Origin of the sequence: Serratia rubidaea, assembly GCF_016026735.1 — a bacterium.
Lineage (GTDB): Bacteria > Pseudomonadota > Gammaproteobacteria > Enterobacterales > Enterobacteriaceae > Serratia_B > Serratia_B rubidaea.
In genome coordinates, this window is the sequence record NZ_CP065640.1 from 2,925,829 (window position 1) to 2,943,462 (window position 17,634).

General features: G+C 65.0%; 20 protein-coding genes. 9 read left to right on the forward strand and 11 right to left on the reverse strand.

Features of this window, described 5'->3' with window-relative positions; translation table 11 throughout:
• Positions 1-20: 20 nt before the first annotated feature.
• Positions 21-866 carry a 3-mercaptopyruvate sulfurtransferase gene (sseA, locus tag I6G83_RS13715; RefSeq protein ID WP_054307357.1) on the reverse strand — a complete coding sequence of 282 codons (846 nt, stop codon included), beginning with the start codon at positions 864-866 and terminating at the stop codon, positions 21-23.
• Positions 867-913: 47 nt separating this feature from the next.
• Positions 914-1,399 carry a DUF2938 domain-containing protein gene (locus I6G83_RS13720; RefSeq protein ID WP_054307356.1) on the reverse strand — a complete coding sequence of 162 codons (486 nt, stop codon included), beginning with the start codon at positions 1,397-1,399 and terminating at the stop codon, positions 914-916.
• A gap of 75 nt (positions 1,400-1,474) precedes the next feature.
• On the opposite strand from I6G83_RS13720, the gene I6G83_RS13725 reads away from it, so the two are divergent.
• Together I6G83_RS13725 and I6G83_RS13730 are read left to right on the forward strand one after the other, a co-directional pair.
• Positions 1,475-1,873 (forward strand): MerR family transcriptional regulator, encoded by a 399-nt coding sequence (locus I6G83_RS13725; RefSeq protein ID WP_054307355.1) that lies wholly within the window; start codon positions 1,475-1,477, stop codon positions 1,871-1,873.
• A 50-nt stretch (positions 1,874-1,923) separates the two neighbouring features.
• Positions 1,924-2,349, forward strand: a complete 426-nt coding sequence (locus I6G83_RS13730; protein WP_054307354.1) for an NUDIX hydrolase — start codon at positions 1,924-1,926, stop codon at positions 2,347-2,349.
• On the opposite strand, the gene I6G83_RS13735 is transcribed toward I6G83_RS13730, so the two are convergent.
• The 4 genes from I6G83_RS13735 to I6G83_RS13750 all read right to left on the reverse strand — a co-directional run bounded on the left by I6G83_RS13735 (position 2,276) and on the right by I6G83_RS13750 (position 6,204).
• On the reverse strand, positions 2,276-2,827 hold the full coding sequence (locus I6G83_RS13735) for a DUF523 domain-containing protein (RefSeq protein ID WP_054307353.1): 552 nt from the start codon (positions 2,825-2,827) through the stop codon (positions 2,276-2,278). The genes I6G83_RS13730 and I6G83_RS13735 overlap by 74 nt on opposite strands.
• 244 nt (positions 2,828-3,071) lie before the next feature.
• A complete protein-coding gene (locus I6G83_RS13740) occupies positions 3,072-4,940 on the reverse strand; it encodes an amidohydrolase (protein WP_054307352.1) in 1,869 nt (622 codons plus the stop codon).
• A 19-nt stretch (positions 4,941-4,959) separates the two neighbouring features.
• Positions 4,960-5,505 carry an antibiotic biosynthesis monooxygenase gene (locus I6G83_RS13745; RefSeq protein ID WP_015671498.1) on the reverse strand — a complete coding sequence of 182 codons (546 nt, stop codon included), beginning with the start codon at positions 5,503-5,505 and terminating at the stop codon, positions 4,960-4,962.
• A 54-nt stretch (positions 5,506-5,559) separates the two neighbouring features.
• Positions 5,560-6,204: a hydrolase gene (locus I6G83_RS13750; RefSeq protein WP_015671499.1), complete on the reverse strand. Its 645-nt coding sequence runs from the start codon at positions 6,202-6,204 to the stop codon at positions 5,560-5,562.
• Between the two features lie 142 nt (positions 6,205-6,346).
• Here I6G83_RS13750 and I6G83_RS13755 point away from each other — a divergent pair, with 142 nt between their 5' ends.
• Positions 6,347-7,312 carry a LysR substrate-binding domain-containing protein gene (locus I6G83_RS13755; RefSeq protein ID WP_054307351.1) on the forward strand — a complete coding sequence of 322 codons (966 nt, stop codon included), beginning with the start codon at positions 6,347-6,349 and terminating at the stop codon, positions 7,310-7,312.
• On the opposite strand, the gene I6G83_RS13760 is transcribed toward I6G83_RS13755, so the two are convergent.
• Together I6G83_RS13760 and I6G83_RS13765 are read right to left on the reverse strand one after the other, a co-directional pair.
• Positions 7,276-8,751, reverse strand: a complete 1,476-nt coding sequence (locus tag I6G83_RS13760; RefSeq protein WP_054307350.1) for an MFS transporter — start codon at positions 8,749-8,751, stop codon at positions 7,276-7,278. The genes I6G83_RS13755 and I6G83_RS13760 overlap by 37 nt on opposite strands.
• A gap of 144 nt (positions 8,752-8,895) precedes the next feature.
• Complete coding sequence (locus tag I6G83_RS13765) at positions 8,896-9,936, reverse strand: NAD(P)-dependent alcohol dehydrogenase (protein WP_054307349.1); 1,041 nt, start codon at positions 9,934-9,936, stop codon at positions 8,896-8,898.
• A gap of 146 nt (positions 9,937-10,082) precedes the next feature.
• Here I6G83_RS13765 and I6G83_RS13770 point away from each other — a divergent pair, with 146 nt between their 5' ends.
• The 6 genes from I6G83_RS13770 (at position 10,083) to I6G83_RS13795 (ending at position 15,947) form a co-directional block, all read left to right on the forward strand.
• Positions 10,083-11,120: a fatty acid desaturase gene (locus I6G83_RS13770; protein ID WP_054307348.1), complete on the forward strand. Its 1,038-nt coding sequence runs from the start codon at positions 10,083-10,085 to the stop codon at positions 11,118-11,120.
• Positions 11,121-11,273: 153 nt separating this feature from the next.
• Positions 11,274-12,206 (forward strand): glycine betaine ABC transporter substrate-binding protein OsmF, encoded by a 933-nt coding sequence (gene osmF / locus I6G83_RS13775; protein WP_015671504.1) that lies wholly within the window; start codon positions 11,274-11,276, stop codon positions 12,204-12,206.
• A gap of 80 nt (positions 12,207-12,286) precedes the next feature.
• On the forward strand, positions 12,287-13,447 hold the full coding sequence (locus I6G83_RS13780; protein ID WP_015671505.1) for an ABC transporter permease: 1,161 nt from the start codon (positions 12,287-12,289) through the stop codon (positions 13,445-13,447).
• A complete protein-coding gene (locus I6G83_RS13785) occupies positions 13,444-14,382 on the forward strand; it encodes an ABC transporter ATP-binding protein (RefSeq protein ID WP_054304986.1) in 939 nt (312 codons plus the stop codon). Before I6G83_RS13780 ends, I6G83_RS13785 begins: the two co-directional genes overlap by 4 nt.
• Positions 14,379-15,119, forward strand: a complete 741-nt coding sequence (locus tag I6G83_RS13790; RefSeq protein ID WP_054304985.1) for an ABC transporter permease — start codon at positions 14,379-14,381, stop codon at positions 15,117-15,119. The genes I6G83_RS13785 and I6G83_RS13790 overlap by 4 nt, the downstream gene beginning before the upstream one ends.
• 51 nt (positions 15,120-15,170) lie before the next feature.
• A complete protein-coding gene (locus I6G83_RS13795; RefSeq protein WP_054304984.1) occupies positions 15,171-15,947 on the forward strand; it encodes a phosphate/phosphite/phosphonate ABC transporter substrate-binding protein in 777 nt (258 codons plus the stop codon).
• A gap of 3 nt (positions 15,948-15,950) precedes the next feature.
• On the opposite strand, the gene I6G83_RS13800 is transcribed toward I6G83_RS13795, so the two are convergent.
• The 3 genes from I6G83_RS13800 to I6G83_RS13810 form a co-directional block, all read right to left on the reverse strand.
• The gene (locus I6G83_RS13800; protein ID WP_164722744.1) at positions 15,951-16,124 is read right to left on the reverse strand and encodes a hypothetical protein; all 174 of its coding nucleotides are present in this window, start codon (positions 16,122-16,124) and stop codon (positions 15,951-15,953) included.
• A gap of 109 nt (positions 16,125-16,233) precedes the next feature.
• On the reverse strand, positions 16,234-16,728 hold the full coding sequence (locus I6G83_RS13805; RefSeq protein ID WP_015671510.1) for a DUF2878 domain-containing protein: 495 nt from the start codon (positions 16,726-16,728) through the stop codon (positions 16,234-16,236).
• A 172-nt stretch (positions 16,729-16,900) separates the two neighbouring features.
• Positions 16,901-17,554, reverse strand: coding sequence for a helix-turn-helix transcriptional regulator (locus tag I6G83_RS13810; RefSeq protein WP_054304983.1), 654 nt, complete (start codon positions 17,552-17,554; stop codon positions 16,901-16,903).
• Positions 17,555-17,634: the final 80 nt, after the last annotated feature.

Genomic DNA, 17,634 nt, shown 5'->3' on the forward strand with positions numbered 1-17,634 from the left:
TGCGGCGGCGGACGCGGGGGTTACCTGGTGGCGATCGGCTGCTTGCCGTCCAGCAGGCCCCATTCGCTCCAGGAGCCGTCATACAGCCTGACCTGCGGCGCGCCCAGCGACTGCAGGCCAAAGGCCAGCACCGCGGCGGTGACGCCGGAGCCGCAGCTGACGACGATCGGACCGTTAATATCGACCCCTTTGGCGCTGAAGGTCTGCCGCAGCGCCTCCAGAGATTTGACGCGACCGTTTTCCAGCAGCTCGCCGTAGGGAATATTGATGCTGCCGGGAATATGGCCGCGGTGCAGGCCGGGACGCGGTTCCGGCGCGTCGCCGTAGAAGCGGGCGGCGGCGCGCGCGTCGAGGATCTGGATATCGCTGCCCAGCGCCTGCTCCACCTGCGCCATGTCAACCACCGCCGCCGGATTGAAGCTGGCGTTAAACACGGCGGTCGGCCGTTTGGCGGGGCCGCTTTCCAGCGCGTTGCCGCGCGCCGTCCAGCCGTTCAGCCCCTCATCCAGCACGTAAACCCGTTTGGCGCCGAAATTGCGGAAGGTCCACCAGCCGCGCGGGGCGGAAAACTGGTTGCCCTCGTCATAGAACACCAGCGTGCTGTTTTCGCTGATGCCCAGCTCGCCCGCCGCGCGGCCAAAGGCTGCGGCGTCCGGCAGCATATGCGGCAGCGCGCTGTGTTTGTCGGCGACGTCGTCGATATCGAAATAGACCGCGCCCGGCAGATGGCCGCGTTCAAATTCGGCCTGCATATCTTTCTTCGGCGTCAGGCCCGGCGGCGACATGCGCACGTCGACCAGCACCAGATCGGCATCGTGGAGATGTTGTTCAAGCCATTGTGGGGTAACCAGAAAAGGAGAGTTCATTATGATTGTTCGTCCGTCATGAAAACCGGTTTTTACTATACCCTAAATTATCCCGCTTGCATGGCGGCGGTAATATAAAGCCCGTAGCCATATATCAGGTGCACGAGCGTGCTGAGCAGGCGCGCCCGTCCGGGACGCGGCGTTTTGGCGGCCGCTATGCCGAAGCCGAGTGCGGGCTGCATGATGAAGAACGGCGCAAACAGGCTGAGCAGGCCGGCGAGTAAACCGATCGCGACGTCCGGCTGGCGGAACCAGTCCGCACCGCCAAGCCCCAGCGGGATAAAGGCGAAAACAATCCCCGTGGCATAGTGCATGGCCCATCCGGCTGCGCGTTCCCCGCATATCGCCGGCGTTGCCGTAATGGTAGCGTGCCGGATTTTCCCCCTTGGCAGCCAAAGGAGCCAGCGGCCAACCAGCGCATAGTCAAGTGACGGAATACGCAGCAGGTGTTTTTGCACCAGCGACCAGATATCCATACACAGCGTGGCGCCAATGCCGGTTATCACAATGCGGAAAATCAGTTCTGCTTCCATACGCGATGCCTCTTGTTCTCTGTCAGTGTTAAGCTGGTGAACATTGTGCAACTTGAATTCAGGTTTAAGTCAACGATGAAAGAGCTGGATATCGGGCTGGTGGCGAAACTCTCCGGCGTGGCGCCTTCGACGCTGCGTTTTTATGAGAAAAAAGGGCTGATTACGCCGATTGGCCGCAATGGTCTGCGCAGGCAATACCGTCAGGATGTGCTGCATACGCTGCAGCTAATCGCGCTGGGGCAGGCGGCGGGGTTCACCCTGGAGGAGATGCGCGGTATGTTTGATGCGCAGGGGAAAGTGACGATTGAGCGGGAAAAAATGCTTGAGCGAGCGCGGGCGATCGACAAAGCCATTCTCCGGCTTCAGCTGCTGAGCCGCGGTCTGAAACATGTTGCCAACTGCACGCAGCCGGATCATAGCCAGTGTCATGAATTCCAGAAAACCGTCGCGCGCGGACTGTCCCTGACAAAATAGTGCGTGCGGGGCGGCCTGTGGGATAAGGTGAGTTGAGGGAGGAGCCGACGATGGCGGAGCAGGATTTCGGCGGCGCGAAGATCGCGCTGCTGCATCAGGGGCAGGTGCTGGTTTACCGGCGCGACTGCCGCGACGATATTCCGTGGCCCGGCCAGTGGGACCTGCCCGGCGGCGGGCGCGAGGGGGCGGAAACGCCGCTGCAGTGCGTGCAGCGGGAAACCTACGAAGAGTTTGGCCTGACGCTTGCCGCCGCTCAGGTGCATGAGCGCCGTTGCTATCCCGGACGGCGGCCGGGGGAGCCGGCCACCTGGTTTATGCTGGGGGCGCTCAGCGCGCGGCAGATCGCCGCCGTGCGCTTTGGCGATGAAGGTCAGTACTGGCGCATGATGGCGATCGAAGAATTTATTCACCACCCGCAGGGGATTGCCCATCTGCGTCAGCGGCTGGCGACGCTGCTTGCTGCTCGTACTCGCTGACGCGGGCCACCAGCGCCGCGATCTGCCGGTCGGAAAATACCTCAATGCCCTGCTGCCGCAGCAGGGCGGCGGTAACGCCGCTGCCGGGCTTGCTTTGGCCGCTGAAGCTGCCGTCGTAGATCAGCTGGCTGCCGCAGGAGGGGCTGCCGTCGGTCAGCAGTGCAAAGCGGCAGCCGTGACGACGCGCGGTTTCCAGCGCCAGCTGCGCACCCAGCAGGTAGGGGGCGGTGACGTCGGCGCCGGTGGTTTCACGCACCTGCGCCCGCTGGGCGAGCACCGCTGCGCCGTCGGCATCGGGGCTGATTTCCGCCGCCGGACGCGGGGTGGAGAAACCCGCCGCCAGCTCCGGACAACACACCACCAGACGTCCCTCTTGCTGCCAGCGCGTCAGCGCGGCGTCCAGCAGCGGCTTATCGGAACCGTTATAGCGTACTTTGAAACCGGCCAGGCAGGCGCTGATTAAAATCTTCGGCGACATTCATCTTATCTCTGTGGATCGTGACGGTTGTGCGGACGACGCGCGTCCGCACGCGCGCTTTTATCCTAACAGAAGCGGTGCGCCGACGCCTAGCGGCGCAGCCGGCTGAGGGGCTGGGTTAATTAAGCTGGTAAGTTACTAAGTTACTAACTTAGTAACTTAATGGTTTAATGGCTTGTTAACTTGATGGGTTGGCAGGCTGCCGGCTTATCAAGCTGGCAGCCTGCCGGGGCGCTGCGGACGCTTAAAACGCGAAGCACGAACAGCCGAGCGCGCCCCAGAAGGCCCGGTCGTCAGAGACCGGGACGCCGGCGCCGCGGGCGATATCGTGCTGGTGCGCGTGCACGCCGCACGGGCCGCAACACTGGTGCGGCGCCGCGGCCAGCCCCACTTTTGCCGCGGCCGGCGGCGCCGAGCGGTAGTGGCCCGGCACGTTGGTCACCGGCGACCACTCCGGCAGCACCGGAATCGGCGGCGGCGCCAGCGGCGAGAACGGGCCGGCGGCGTACACCACCTTGCCGTCCACCAGCGTCAGCAGCGACTCGATGCCCTTAATCTGCTCCTCTGCGACGCTGAAGTAGTCCTGCGACAGCACCGCCAGGTCCGCCAGCTGTCCCACCTTGATCTGGCCTTTTTTCCCCTGCTCGCTGGAGAACCAGGCGCTGCCCTGCGTCCACAGCATCAGCGCGGTGTCGCGATCGAGCCGGTTCTGTTCGTCATACATCTGCATGCCGCCGACGGTGCGGCCGGACACCAGCCAGTACAGCGCCGTCCACGGGTTGTAGCTGGCGACGCGGGTGGCGTCGGTGCCCAGCCCGACCGGCAGGTCGGCAGCCAGCATTTTCGCCACCGGCGGCGTCTGTTTGACGGCCTGCTGACCGTAGCGCTCGGCAAAATATTCCCCCTGAAACGCCATCCGGTGCTGAACCGCAATGCCGCCGCCCAGCGCCTTCACCCGCTCGATATTGCGCTCGGTGATGGTTTCGGCGTGGTCGAACAGCCAGTGCAGGCCGTTAAAGGGGATCTCGCGGTTCACTTTCTCAAACACGTCGAGCATGCGGCTGATGGACTCATCATAGGTGGCGTGCAGGCGGAACGGCCAGCGGTGCTCCACCAGATGGCGCACCACCCGCTCCAGCTCCTCCTCGGTGCCCGGCGGCAGATCCGGGCGCGGCTGCAGGAAGTCTTCGAAATCGGCGGCGGAAAACACCAGCATCTCGCCGGCGCCGTTATGGCGGTAAAAATCGGTGCCCTGGCCCGGCTTGAGCATATCGGTCCACAGCCGGAAATCTTCCAGCTCCTGCTGCGGCCGCTGGGTAAACAGGTTATAGGCGATGCGCACCGTCAGCTGCCGTTTTTCATGCAGCTCGGCAACCACCTGATAATCTTCCGGGTAGTTCTGGAAGCCGCCGCCGGCGTCGATGGCGCTGGTCAGCCCCAGGCGGTTCAGCTCGCGCATAAACTGACGGGTGGAGTTAACCTGCTGCTCCAGCGGCAGCCGCGGCCCCTTGGCCAGCGTGGCGTACAGCAGCATGGCGTTGGGTTTGGCGATCAACATGCCGGTGGGATTGCCGTTGGCGTCACGCTGGATCTCGCCGCCCGGCGGGTTCGGCGTCTCTTTGGTGTAGCCCGCCACCTTCAGCGCGGCGCGGTTCAGCAGGGCGCGATCGTACAGGTGCAGCACAAACACCGGCGTGTCCGGCGCCGCCTGATTGATCTCATCGAGCGTCGGCATGCGGCGCTCGGCAAACTGAAACTCGCTCCAGCCGCCGACTACCCGCACCCACTGCGGGCTGGGGGTGCGCAGCGCCTGTTCCCGCAGCATGCGCAGCGCGTCGGCCAGCGACGGTACGCCCTCCCAGCGCAGCTCCAGGTTATAGTTCAGGCCGCCGCGGATCAGGTGCAGGTGGGAATCATTGAGGCCGGGGATCGCCGTATGGCCCTGCAGGTCGATAATCTGCGTGGTGTCATCGGCATGGCGCATCACCTCGCTTTCGCTGCCGACCGCCAGAAACTTGCCGTCCTTGATCGCCACCGCCTGCGCGGTGGGGTTGGCGCGATCGACGGTGTGGAATTTACCGTTGGTGATAATCAGTGTGGCGTAATGACTCATTATCTTCTCCCGACGTAGGTTAATGGCGGGTCAGCCAGTGGTTAAACAGGCGCGTCACAATCGGCATCCAGAGAAACACCACCAGCGCCACGACGCTGGCGTCGTTAAGCAGGTGGCCGCCGAATGTGCCCTGCAGCCGGGGCAGCAAGGCTCCCCACAGCCACGGCACCAGATGGGTGGACGGAAAAATCACCGCCAGCGTGATCAGAAACTGCTTCCATTTCGCCGGCGGGCGCACGCGCGGGTCGGGCGGCGTAAACCAGAATTCGGCGCCGGGGCGGATTTCAATATGATCCTCCGCCGCCAGCAGCGGCGTCACCTGGCGGATATACTCTTCGCGCTGCGGCGAATGCAGCCAGCGATAGAGGTTATCGACGTTATCAAAGCGCACCAGAATGGTGTAGCTCTGCTCCGCGCCGGCGGGGCGAATCACGTTAACGCCGAGGTGGCCGGTAAATTCGGCGGCGTGCGGCATAATGCGTTTCAGCCAGGCTTCATAGGCCGGCACGTTGTCCGGCGTCGGGCGATGGGTAATCACCAGCGTGGCGTGCTGTGGGTGCGGCATGCGCAGCGTCTCCTGAACACGCTCCCCGGCGCGGCGCCGGGGAGCCGGGTGGGGTTACTTCGCCGTGCGCGCCGGCGCGTGGTGCACCATGGTATAAGCGTAGTCGACGCCCATGCCGTAAGCGCCGCTGTGTTCGCGCACCAGATCCATCACGGCGTCGTAGCTCTCCTTGCGCGCCCAGTCGCGCTGGTACTCCAGCAGCACCTGCTGCCAGGTCACCGGCACCGCGCCGGCCTGCACCATACGATCGATGGCGCGTTCATGGGCGTCCGCCGAGGTGCCGCCGGAGGTGTCGGTGACCACGTACACCTCATAGCCGGCCTCCAGCGCCATCAGCGCCGGGAAGGTCAGGCAGACTTCGGTCCACAGCGCCGAGATCACCAGTTTTTTGCGGCCGGTGGCCTCCACCGCGCGCACAAAGGCGGCGTCTTCCCAGGAGTTCATTGAGGTGCGTTCAATCGGCTGGCTGTCCGGATGCACCGCCAGCAGTTCCGGCCAGATATAGCCGCTGAAGCTTTCGGTTTCCACCGAGGTAAACAGGGTCGGCACGTTGAAAATCTTGCCGGCCTTGGCCAGCGCCACCACGTTATTTTTCAGCTGCTGCCGGTCGATATTGGCGACGCCGAACGCCATCTGCGGCTGGTGGTCGATAAAAATCAGTGCGGAGTTGGTTGGATCAAGCAATTGAAACTTAGACATAATTTACCATCCCAGAGTGAATTACGATTGAAAAAGCTTTTGCTATTGCTGTCTGAGAGGCATGGTAGAAAGAGGCGCTGCGCAAAGATAGCGCAGAATTTTTGTCGTCTTGTTAAGTTTTTTTATACGCGGGAGATGGGGTGTGCGACTGAATCTGGAAGCGCTGTTAATTCTTGATGCGCTGGAACGCTACGGCACCTTTGCCGCAGCGGCGGCGCGGCTGTTTAAAACGCCGTCGGCGCTGAGCTATACGGTGCAAAAGCTGGAGAGCGATCTCGGCGTGACGCTGCTGGACCGCTCCGGCCATCGCGCGCGCTTTACCGACACCGGCAAACTGATGCTGGAGAAAGGGCGGGTGCTGCTGCGCGCCGCGCAGGATCTGGAGCAGCAGGCGCGCTATGTGGAGAGCGGCTGGGAGAGCGAACTGACCCTCGGCGTTGACGCTGCGTTTCCGTTTGAGCGCCTGCTGCCGCTGATTGACGACTTCTACCGCCAGCATCCCCATACTCGTTTGCGTTTCAGCCACGAGGTGCTGGCCGGCTGCTGGGAGTCTCTGCTGCACGGCTGCGCCGATATCGTTATCGGCGCCATCAGCGAGCCGCCCTCGCGCACCGGCTTTGCCTACCGCAAACTGGGCAAGCTGCACTATGTCTTCGCCGTGGCGCCGCAGCATCCGCTGTCGGCGGTCGCGGAGCCGTTGACCAGGGAACGGGTTCGCCAGCAGCGTGCGGTAGCGGTGCGCGATACCTCGCGGGTCAATGCGCCGCAGAGCCTGCACCTGCTGGATGAACAGGACACGCTGACGGTGTTCAGTTTCGACGCCAAACTGAAGGCGCAGCTGGCGGGGCTGGGCTGCGGCTACCTGCCGCTGTCGCTGGCGCAGCCCTATCTGGACAGCGGCGAGCTGGTGGCGAAAAGCGTTGAGGGCGTGAGCCTGAGCAGCGACACCTACGTCGGCTGGCGGGAAAACGCCAGCGGACTGGCGGCGCAGTGGTGGCGCGAGCAGCTGCAGGCGCGGCTTGGTGCGGAGAGCGCGCCGGCGGAACAGGCCGGCGCAGCGTCAGCGGCGGATTACGCCGGGCGGAAATCCTCGGCGTCGACGTCATAGCCGGCCGGCTCCCAGCGGATGAGCAGCAGGGCGGCCAGCCCGACCAGCGGCGCCAGGGCGATCACCCAGAACACGCCGGTGCCCAGCGCGGCGGAGAGCACCGGGAACAGGAACAGCGACAGCGTGGAGCTGGCGCGCATCAGCGTCTGGTTAAAACCGACGCCGACGCCGCGCAGCGAGGTGGGGTAGCTCAGCGAGGCGAAGGTCATGCTGTGCGAACCGGGGCCAAAGCCCTGGCCGAGCAGGAACAGCGCCAGCATGCCGATGGAGAAGGCCGCCTCGCCGCCGCCGTTCGGCAGGCCGACCAGCGCCAGCCCGAGCAGCGCCGCCAGCTGGCAGGCGTAGCCGAGCAGCGTCATTTTCCAGGCGCCGAAGCGCGGCACCAGCCGCACCGCCAGCAGGCCGCCGACGAAGGCGAACAGCAGGTTCAGCGCCAGCGACACCAGAATGGTGCTGAGCATCGACTGCGCCAAAAAGGTGGAGAGGATCACCGGCAGGCCGAAGGCGACGGCGTTATAGGCAAAGGAAGAGGCGATGGCGATGGTGGTCGCCAGCACGGTGCGCCGCAGATACACTCCTTTGAGCAGCTCACCGTAGTTGCGCCAGGCGGCGCGTCTGGCCGGTGCGGCCGGCGTTTGTTCGGCGTCTGCGGCCACCCGCGCGTGGATATTGTAGGAGCGGCGCAGGATGGCGGCGGCGCCCTGCAGATCGCCCTGATTGGCGGCCCACACCGGCGATTCGCTCATATAGCGGCTGCGGACGGCGATAATCAGCAGGGCGGGCACCGCGCCGAAGCCGAGGATCAGCCGCCACAGCCAGTCGGTATGCCCCTCCGGCAGCACCGCATACAGCAACAGCACCAGCAGGTAGGAGATACTGATCGCCGCATACCAGGTCGGGCACCACATGGCGATGCGCGCCGCCTTGTTGCCGCGGCCGGACAGGCGGGAGAACTCGGCCAGAAACGCCATGGCGACCGGCAGATCGATGCCGACTCCCAGCCCCATCACAAAGCGCGCGCCGCCGAGCACCCACTCATTCGGCGCGAAGGCGCAGGCCAGCGCCGCCACCACAAAGAAAAACATATCGGCCATAAACACCCGGTAGCGGCCGATTTTGTCGGTCAGGTAGCCGCCGATAAAGGCGCCGATAATCGCGCCGAAGGTAATGGCCGAGGCCACCAGCCCGGTGCCGGTGGGGGAAAGGTTGAACTCGCGCGCCACATCCTTGATGCCGAACGCCAGCGCGCCCAGATCGTACGCGTCGAGAAATACGCCGCCGAGCGCGATGGCGACCACGATGCGCGCATCGCTGCGCCTGGCCGCGCCGCTGTTGACCAGCCGTGAGACGTCGGCGGCGCTGCGGATGGTGACGCTGGCCGCGTCGGCGTTCCCTGCATAAGAAGGTGCGGCAGAGGGGGCCGCGATGTCTGTCGTCATAATAATAATTTTCTGATAGGCAAAGCGTCGAGCTTAGCGGCGCGCGCGCGGGAAAAACCAATGCTTTCTGGTTATAAGCATACAACCGGAAGTTGTTGAAAAATCATCATGTTAAATAATATTTAACCGTTGTTTCCGCAGGGATTAATCAAAGCGGATCACCGCCTTGATCGCCTCACCGCGCTGGGCGGCGGCCAGCGCCTGATTGATGGCCGCAAACGGGTAAAAACGCAGCAGGCGCTCAAAGGGAAAGCGGCCGTTGCGCCACTGTTCGATCAGGTAGGGAATAAACTGTTGCGGGACGGCATCACCCTGAATCACGCTGAGAATGCGCCGATCGTGAGAAAATTTCACCACGCCGCCGCCGGTCAGCAGCGCCAGCGTACCGCCGCGCCGCAGCCGCCGCCATGCCGCCTGAATCAGACCGTGTTCACCGGTGGTGTCGATCACCGCATCTAGCACGGGCAGCTGCGCAATCTGCCGCGCATCGCTCAGCGTCTGCGTGGCCCCCAGTTCACCGGCGCAGCGCAGACGCGTTTCCAGACGATCCAGCGCCACGATGGCGTCGGCGTTGCGTAGTTTGGCCGCCATCACCGCCGCCAGGCCGACGGCGCCGACGCCGAGCACCAGCAGCCGCTCGCCGGCCTGCAGGTTCAGCGCGTTGAGCACCGTTCCGGCGCCGGTTTGCAGCCCGCAGCCGAGCGGCGCCAGGGTAGCCAGCGGCAGGTCGTCGGCCACCCGCACCAGATTGCGCTCGCTGGCCAGCGCGTGGGTGGCGAACGCCGACTGGCCGAAGAAGTGGCCGCGCAGCGGCGGCAGATAGCCGCTGCTGCCATCCAGCCGCTGAAAGTCGAAGTTAAGCTGCCAGAAGTGCTCGCAGCCGGCCGGATGGCGGCGGAGGCAGGCGGCGCAGCGGCCGCAGGACTGGAAGGAGAGCACCACCGCATCGCCGGGCTGCACCGCGCGCACCGCGCTGCCGACGCGTTCGACGATGCCGGCGCCCTCGTGGCCGAGGATCGCGCCGGCGGCGACGCCGCTGCGGCAGCTGAGATCGGTATGGCAGATGCCGCAGCCGGCCAGACGCACTACGACCTCGTCCACCCGCGGCGGCCGCAGGCGCAGGGGCGCAAAGCGTAAGTCGCCGCCCGGTGAGGTGGTTACGGCGGCGCAGCGTTTTCCGGTCATCAAGCCTCCGCTGGCGTTGGCGTGCAGCGGTAAGTATAGCCCTTGCCGCTACGCCGGTTTTTCGCTGAGCTTTGCCATTTTCGTTATTTGGTGCGCCGATTCGCCTCGCCGATACTGGGTGAAATTTTTCACTGCGAGTCGTCAGCATGTCCAAATCCGCCGGTCACAGTCACTATCTGCACGCCCGTCAGCGCCGCTGGATCCGGCGGCTGCGCCGACAGTGGTGGTGGCGGCTGGAGTTGCCCACCTGGGGCGTGATCGCGCTGGTGTACGGCGGCTGGTTCCTGACGGCGGCGGGCTGGCGCGTGCTGGGGCCGTGGCTGGCGACGCCGCTGCTGATCCTGTTCACCACCGGCTATCTGTCGCTGCAGCATGAGCTGATTCACGGCCACCCCACGCGCTGGCCGCGGCTGAACCAGCTGTTCGGCCTGCTGCCGCTGGCGGTGTGGTACCCCTATGGCCTGTACCGCGACAGCCACCTGCGCCATCACCGTAACCCGCACCTCACCGATCCCCAGCGCGACCCGGAAAGCTACTATTTCACCCGGGCGCAGTGGCGGCGTTTTCCCCGGCTGCTGCCGCGGCTGACGGCGCTGCGCAACTGCCTGCCGGGGCGGATGCTGCTGTCGCCGCTGTGGGATATCGCCCTGCTGGCGGCCGGTGCGCTGCGGCGCATAGCGGCGGGCGACCGGCGCGCGCTGGCGATGTGGCTGCTGCACGGCGCGCTGCTGGCGTGGCTGCTGTTGTGGCTGCAGCGGCAGGGGATTGCGCCGTGGTTTTATCTGCTGCTGGTCAGCTATCCAGCGCTGGCGATCGGCAAGATCCGTTCCTTTTACGAGCATCGCGCCGAGCATGAGGCGGCGGCGCGCTCGGTGCTGAACGAGGCTGCCTGGCCCTGGCGGCTGCTTTTTCTCAATCTGAACTATCATTTAGTACATCACGATTTACCCGGGCTGCCGTGGTACGGCCTGCGCAAGGTCTATCTGGCCGAACGCGACGCCTACCGGCAACGCAGCCAGGGGTTTGTGGTGCCGGGGTACGGCAGTTGGTTTAAACGACATGCCGTCACGCCGGTCGACGTCGGCGTACATCCGTTTCTGGCGGGCGACGGCGGTAAGGGGAACCAGAACGCCGCCGACGCTACGGCGGCAATCTTTATCACGCGCTGGAAGCGCGTTTTATAGCCTAAATAATTCGAGTTGCAGGAAGGCGGCAAGGGAAGGAATCCCGATGAGCTTACTCTGGTAAGTGATTCGGGTGACTGAGCGCAGCCAACGCACCTGCGGCTTGAAGTATGACGGGTAGAGCGGTATTTATAAAACCAAGAGGACGACACCATGGCATTTATCTCCCCGCGCGGACGCTTTCTGGCGTTGGCGCTGAGCATTCTGACACTGACCGCCGGCGGCGCGCAGGCGGCGGAGTCGGTTCGCGTCGGCTCTAAAATCGACACCGAAGGCTCGCTGCTGGGCAATATTATCGTGCAGGTGCTGGAAGCCAACGGTATCAAAACCGTCAACAAACTGCAGCTGGGCACCACCAAGGTGCTGCGCGGCGCGATTACCGCCGGCGAAATTGATATCTACCCGGAATATACCGGCAATGGCGCCTTCTTCTTCGCGGATGAAAAAGACCCGGCGTGGAAGAATGCGCAGGCCGGTTTCGCCAAAGTGAAACAGCTCGACTACGACAAAAACAAACTGGTGTGGCTGGACCCGGCGCCGGCCAACAATACCTGGACCATCGCGGTGCGTCAGGACGTGGCGGCGGCCAACCAGCTGAAAACGCTGGCGGATCTGGGCAAATGGATTAACGGCGGCGGCACGTTCAAGCTGGCGGCCTCGGCGGAGTTTATCGAGCGGCCGGACGCGCTGCCGGCGTTCCAGAAAGCCTACGGCTTTACCCTGAAGCAGGATCAGCTGCTGTCGCTGGCCGGCGGTGATACCGCGGTCACCATCAAGGCGGCGGCGGAGCAGACCTCCGGCGTGAATGCCGCCATGGCCTACGGCACCGACGGCCCGGTGGCGGCGCTGGGCCTGCAGACGCTGGCGGATCCGCAGGGCGTGCAGCCGATCTATGCGCCGGCGCCGGTGATCCGCGAAAGCGCGCTGGTGCAGCACGCCGCCATCGCCGCGCTGTTGAAACCGGTGTTCGCCTCGCTGGACGGCCCGACGCTGCAGCAGCTGAACGCGCAGATTGCGGTGGAAGGGCAGGACGCCAAGCAGGTGGCGGCGAACTACCTGAAAGCGAAAGGCTTTGTCAAAGGCTGATGACGCCATGACCGAACGCGCCGGGGAGGCGCTCCCTGCTCCCCGGCGACGCTGATACACCAGGATGCCGGAGCGTTTCTTTGACTACCGTTCTAAAAAACCGCGTGCTGTTGACGCTGTTTCTGCTATTGCTTCTCGCGGCGTTTGGCCTGCCGTTCCTCAGCTATGCGCCCAACCGCCTGCTGTCCGGGCAAAGTATTTCCCTGCTCTCTCTGCTGCACGGCCGCGCGCTGTGGCTGCTGGCGCCGCTGGCGGCACTGGCGTTGCTCAGTCTGCTGCCGCCGCGGCGCGGGTACGCGTTGCTGACGGTGCTGGCCGCCTCGGCGCTGCTGACGCTGAGTCTGTGGCTGAGCGGCGATGCCGCACGGCAGCTGGCGCAGAGCGGTTCGGCGCTGGCGCGCACCTCCTGGAGCGGCGGCTGCTGGCTGATGCTGGCGCTGTGCCTGCTGATGGCGGCCAATGCCATGGAGCGCATCACCGCCTCGCCGCTGTGGCGCATCTGCGGCAACCTGCTGACGCTGGCGCCGGCACTGTGGCTGCTGTTCAGCCAGCAGCTGGATGCGCTCTCGCTGCTGAAGGAGTACCACAACCGGCGCGAGGTGTTTGACGCCGCGCTGTGGCAGCACCTGACCATTCTGCTGCTGACGGTGCTGCCGACGCTGGCGATCGGCGTACCGCTCGGCGTGCTCTGTTTCCGCTCGCAGCGTTGGCAGACGCCGGTGTTCTCCACGCTCAATATTATCCAGACCGTGCCGTCGATCGCGCTGTTCGGCCTGCTGATCGCACCGCTGGCCGGGCTGGCGGCGGCGATCCCGTGGCTGGCGCGCCACGGCGTCAACGGCATCGGGCTGGCGCCGGCGATCGTCGCGCTGGTGATGTACGCGCTGCTGCCGCTGGTGCGCAGCGTGACCGCCGGGCTGCAGAGCGTACCGGCCAGCGTGATCGAGTCCGCCCGCGGCATGGGTATGACGCGCGGCCAGATCTTTGCGCGCGTGCAGCTGCCGCTGGCGTTGCCGCTGCTGCTGACCGGGGTGCGCATTCTGGCGGTGCAGACCGTGGGCATGGCGGTGGTGGCCGCGCTGATTGGCGCCGGCGGCTTCGGCGCCATTGTGTTTCAGGGGCTGCTGAGCAGCGCGCTGGATCTGGTGCTGCTCGGGGTGATCCCGGTGATCGTGATGGCGGTCGTGGTCGACTCGCTGTTTAAACTGATAATTTCAATCTTGGAAGCAACCCGCCGATGATTAACTTTGACCAGGTAAGCAAGCTGTTTCAGGGCAAAGCCGCGGTGGATGATTTGTCGCTGAATATCGCCGCCGGCGAATTTACCGTACTGATCGGCACCTCCGGCTCCGGGAAATCCACCACGCTGAAGATGATCAACCGCCTGATTGAGCACGATAAGGGCAAGATCTACTTCGCCGGTGAAGAGATCCACAAGTTCAAACCGCAGGATCTGCGGCGGCGCATGGGCTACGCCATCCAGTCTATCGGGCTGTTTCCCCACTGGACGGTGGAGGAGAATATCGCCACCGTGCCGCAGCTGCTGAAATGGCCGCGCGCGCGCATCCGCGACCGGGTGACGGAGCTGATGGAGCTGCTGCATCTGGATCCGGCGCTGTTCCGCCACCGCTATCCGCACCAGCTGTCCGGCGGGCAGCAGCAGCGGGTCGGCGTCGCCCGGGCGCTGGCGGCCGACCCGGAAGTATTGCTGATGGATGAGCCGTTCGGCGCGCTTGACCCGGTGACCCGCGCGGCGCTGCAGGCGGAGGTGGCGCGTATTCATCAGCTGTCCGGCCGCACCATCGTGCTGGTGACGCACGATATCGACGAGGCGCTGGCGCTGGCGGACCGGGTGGTGCTGATGGACGCCGGCCGCGTGGTGCAGCAGGGTACGCCGCTGGAGATGCTGACCCGCCCGGCCAACGACTTTGTGCGCGACTTCTTCGGCCGCAGCGATCGCGGCATCAAGCTGCTGGCGCTGGGGTACGTCGGCGAGCGGGTGCGTCCCGGCCAGGCCGACGGCGAGCCGATCAGCACCGCGATGAGCCTGCGCGAGGCGCTGTCGGTGTTTGTCGCCCGCGGCAGCGACCGGCTGCCGGTGGTGGATGAGCAGGGGGCGGCGCGCGGCGTGCTGCATTTTCACGATCTGATCGCTCCGCAGCAGGCGCTGTCATGAGCGGGGGTCTGTGGCGCTGGCTGCGCGACCCGCTGCCGTGGGCGACGGCGCTGCTGCTGGCGCTGGTGTTCGGCATGAACCAGCTGCACGGCCTGTTCGCCTACTGGTTCCCCGACCTGCAGCGGCCGGTGTATCAGCAGGACAGTTTTATCTCGCTGCTGCTGGCTCACCTGACGCTGGTGGGCGTCTCCAGCCTGATTGCGGTGCTGATCGGCGTGTCGGCGGGGGTGGCGGTCACCCGGCCGGCCGGGCAGGAGTTTCGTTCGCTGGTGGAGACGCTGGTGGCGGTCGGCCAGACCTTCCCGCCGGTGGCGGTGCTGGCGGTGGCGGTGCCGGTGATGGGCTTTAGCGAGCAGCCGGCGATTATTGCGCTGGTGCTGTACGGGCTGCTGCCGATCCTGCAGGGCACGCTAGCCGGCATCGGCGCGGTGCCGCCGGCGGCGCGGGAAGTGGCAACCGGCGTCGGCATGAGCCCGTGGCAGGTGCTGTGGCGCGTCGAACTGCCGCTGGCCGCGCCGGTGATCCTCGCCGGCGTCCGCACCTCGGTGATTATCAATATCGGCACCGCCGCCATCGCCTCGACGGTCGGCAGCAAAACTCTCGGTTCGCCGATCATTATCGGCCTGAGCGGTTTTAATACCGCCTATGTGATTCAAGGCGCGCTGGTTGTGGCGTTACTGGCTATCATTGTTGATAGGGTGTTTGAACGTTGGGTAAGGCATATCCGTCATGGCTGACGCGGCGTTGGCGGCGCAGGCCATCAGGATAGACGGGATGGGGGAGTGGCGATGCAAGTATCTTTACCGATGTACGGCGTGACGCATCAACAGGTGGAACCGTTCTGGCGTGCGCTGCGCGCCAGGCTGCAGGCCTACGGTCTGGAGGCGCCGGAGACGCTGAGCTGGCCGCAGGATCTGGCGCGGCACTGGCGGCAGCCGGATCTGCTGCTCAGCCAGACCTGCGGCTATCCGCTGGTGGCCTATTTGCCGCAGGTGCAGGTGATCGGCACCTATCACTATCGGGTCGAGGGCTGCAACGGCCCCAATTACAGCAGCTGGCTGGTGGTGCGGGAGGACGATCCCGGCGAACGGCTGGCCGATTTTCGCGGCCGCACGGCGGCGTATAACAGCACCGACTCACAGTCCGGTTATAACAGCCTGCGGGCGCTGATTGCGCCGCTGGCGCAGGACGGCCGCTTTTTCGGCAAGGCGCTGGCTTCCGGCGCGCACTATCAGTCGCTGAAGATGATCCAGCGCGGGGAGGCGGATATCGCCGCTATCGACAGCGTCAGTCTGGAACTGCTGCGCCGGGCGCAGCCGGAGGCGCTGCACGGGGTGAAAATCATCGGCCGCACCGCTTCGGTGCCGGGGTTACCGCTGATCACCGCCGCCGGTACGTCGCAGGGGCAGGTGGAGATCCTGCGCGCGGCGGCCAATGAAATGGTCAGCGACCCCGCCAGCGACAGCCTGCTGATCGGCGATTTCAGCCTGGTGCCGCGGGCGGACTACCAGGTGATTGCCGAACTGGAACGGCAGGCGGCAGCGGCCGGCGTGACGGCGCTCTGACGCTTAGCGTTCCTGCGCGCTCGGCGCCGGGATGACGGAAGGTGCGGCGCTTTCGCTGCTGGCTTCCGGCTGCGGCGTGGTGGAGCGGGTGTAGATGTTCAGGCCGGCGAGGAAGACGCCGCCGAGGGAACCCAGGGCGCACAGGGCGATAATGATGACGAAGGCTTTTTTCAGCATGGGGCGGTTTTCGCAGGTTGCTTAAAACAGCGGAAGAGTATAGTCCCTGCGGCGTCTTTAGTGAAATGTTAAAAGTCCGCAGCGTTGGTGCGGACAGCGCTTGGAGGGCTCAGGCCGCGGCGCGACGGCGCAGCAGCGGCCAGCTGACGGCGGGCAGGTAAACGGCCCAGCCGACCGAGAGGGACAGCAGCATCAGGTCCGGGGCGATCTGCGGGCTGAACGCCTGTAACTTCCAGCTGAGCAGGTAGCTGAGCGGCCCGGCGACCGCGCCGAACAGGGCGATGGGCCAGGCGGAGAGGCGGATCAGCTGCAGCAGCCAGCACCACCAGCAGCCGAAGGCGAGCCACAGCGCCATCATCCAGACCGGCACGCCGGCATGGTCGGTAAACTGCAGCACACCGCCGTAGCACCAGACGGCGTCCATCGCGATGCCCGCCAGCGCCGCCAGCACTGCCCATTTGCGCCGCGTCGCTGGGGTCAGCGCCAGCGCCGCTACGGCGCCAATCGCCAGGGCCAGCGCCGCCCGGTCGCGGCCGTACACCGCCAGCCCCCAGTAGGCGCCAAAGCACAGGGTGATCAGCCAGAATCCGGCATGCAGCTTCATGGCGCGCCAAACCGCAGAGCTAAAGCGGGGGAGCGGGCGGTAAGCGGGGAAAAGTGCGGGCTGGTCATAACGTCTCCTTTGATGCGCGCGGCGGCGGGGCAGCGCTCAACGTAGTATAAGTAGACGTGATGGAACAATTGCTCGGTCTCCTAATTTTCCCGCACGGGGTGCGTTATAAATCAGAAATACGGTAGGCGCAGCGGCGGGAGCCAGACAGGACGTGCTCGATACGCTCCACCTGCGCCTGCAGTACCTCACGGAAAATACTGAGTTCTGAACGGCAAAAGCCTTGACATACGCTGGCGGCGGAGCAAATAGGGCAGTGGTTTTCCACCAGTTGGTAGCTGCCGTCTTCCAGCGCGCACCATTCGGCCATATAGCCTTCGTGGCAGCGCACCTTCGCCAGACGGGCGACGCGCTCCTGCAGGGTGACGGCGCCGATCATCGCCTGCTTATAGTTGATGCGCGTTTCCTGCTCGCGGCTTTCAATCAGCACGCCGAGCGCCTGCTCGCCGAGCTTATCGCGCACGGTGCGCAGCAGTTGCACCGTCAGTTCAGGGTGCGCGTCCGGGAACTGGGCGTTGCCGGCGGCTGTCAAATGCCATAGCTGCACCGGGCGGCCGACGCCGCGGGTTTCGGCGCGCGCTTCCACCAGGCCCTCTTTGGCCAGCTTGACGAACTGCTGACGCGCCGCTTCGCCGGTGGTGCCCAGCACTTTGCCGGCCTCGGTGGCCTGCTGCGGGCCGCGTACTTTCAGCAACTTCAGCAGACGGTCGCTGACAGACTGTGCGGTGCACTCGCCATTTTCCAGACTGATTCTGGCCATATTTCCCGCTTTACTCCTGCTTATTCCAAGGCAACACTTGCTAAATTTAACGTAATATTACCGTCAACTCAATGCCATTA

What these genes read in the sequence shown, in the direction of transcription:
- sseA (WP_054307357.1), bottom strand. Translation starts at nt 866, where the DNA reads ATGAACTCTCCTTTTCTGGTTACCCCACAATGGCTTGAACAACATCTC.
- I6G83_RS13720 (WP_054307356.1), bottom strand. Translation starts at nt 1,399, where the DNA reads ATGGAAGCAGAACTGATTTTCCGCATTGTGATAACCGGCATTGGCGCC.
- I6G83_RS13725 (WP_054307355.1), top strand. Translation starts at nt 1,475, where the DNA reads ATGAAAGAGCTGGATATCGGGCTGGTGGCGAAACTCTCCGGCGTGGCG.
- I6G83_RS13730 (WP_054307354.1), top strand. Translation starts at nt 1,924, where the DNA reads ATGGCGGAGCAGGATTTCGGCGGCGCGAAGATCGCGCTGCTGCATCAG.
- I6G83_RS13735 (WP_054307353.1), bottom strand. Translation starts at nt 2,827, where the DNA reads ATGTCGCCGAAGATTTTAATCAGCGCCTGCCTGGCCGGTTTCAAAGTA.
- I6G83_RS13740 (WP_054307352.1), bottom strand. Translation starts at nt 4,940, where the DNA reads ATGAGTCATTACGCCACACTGATTATCACCAACGGTAAATTCCACACC.
- I6G83_RS13745 (WP_015671498.1), bottom strand. Translation starts at nt 5,505, where the DNA reads ATGCCGCACCCACAGCACGCCACGCTGGTGATTACCCATCGCCCGACG.
- I6G83_RS13750 (WP_015671499.1), bottom strand. Translation starts at nt 6,204, where the DNA reads ATGTCTAAGTTTCAATTGCTTGATCCAACCAACTCCGCACTGATTTTT.
- I6G83_RS13760 (WP_054307350.1), bottom strand. Translation starts at nt 8,751, where the DNA reads ATGACGACAGACATCGCGGCCCCCTCTGCCGCACCTTCTTATGCAGGG.
- I6G83_RS13765 (WP_054307349.1), bottom strand. Translation starts at nt 9,936, where the DNA reads ATGACCGGAAAACGCTGCGCCGCCGTAACCACCTCACCGGGCGGCGAC.
- I6G83_RS13770 (WP_054307348.1), top strand. Translation starts at nt 10,083, where the DNA reads ATGTCCAAATCCGCCGGTCACAGTCACTATCTGCACGCCCGTCAGCGC.
- osmF (WP_015671504.1), top strand. Translation starts at nt 11,274, where the DNA reads ATGGCATTTATCTCCCCGCGCGGACGCTTTCTGGCGTTGGCGCTGAGC.
- I6G83_RS13785 (WP_054304986.1), top strand. Translation starts at nt 13,444, where the DNA reads ATGATTAACTTTGACCAGGTAAGCAAGCTGTTTCAGGGCAAAGCCGCG.
- I6G83_RS13790 (WP_054304985.1), top strand. Translation starts at nt 14,379, where the DNA reads ATGAGCGGGGGTCTGTGGCGCTGGCTGCGCGACCCGCTGCCGTGGGCG.
- I6G83_RS13795 (WP_054304984.1), top strand. Translation starts at nt 15,171, where the DNA reads ATGCAAGTATCTTTACCGATGTACGGCGTGACGCATCAACAGGTGGAA.
- I6G83_RS13800 (WP_164722744.1), bottom strand. Translation starts at nt 16,124, where the DNA reads ATGCTGAAAAAAGCCTTCGTCATCATTATCGCCCTGTGCGCCCTGGGT.
- I6G83_RS13805 (WP_015671510.1), bottom strand. Translation starts at nt 16,728, where the DNA reads ATGAAGCTGCATGCCGGATTCTGGCTGATCACCCTGTGCTTTGGCGCC.
- I6G83_RS13810 (WP_054304983.1), bottom strand. Translation starts at nt 17,554, where the DNA reads ATGGCCAGAATCAGTCTGGAAAATGGCGAGTGCACCGCACAGTCTGTC.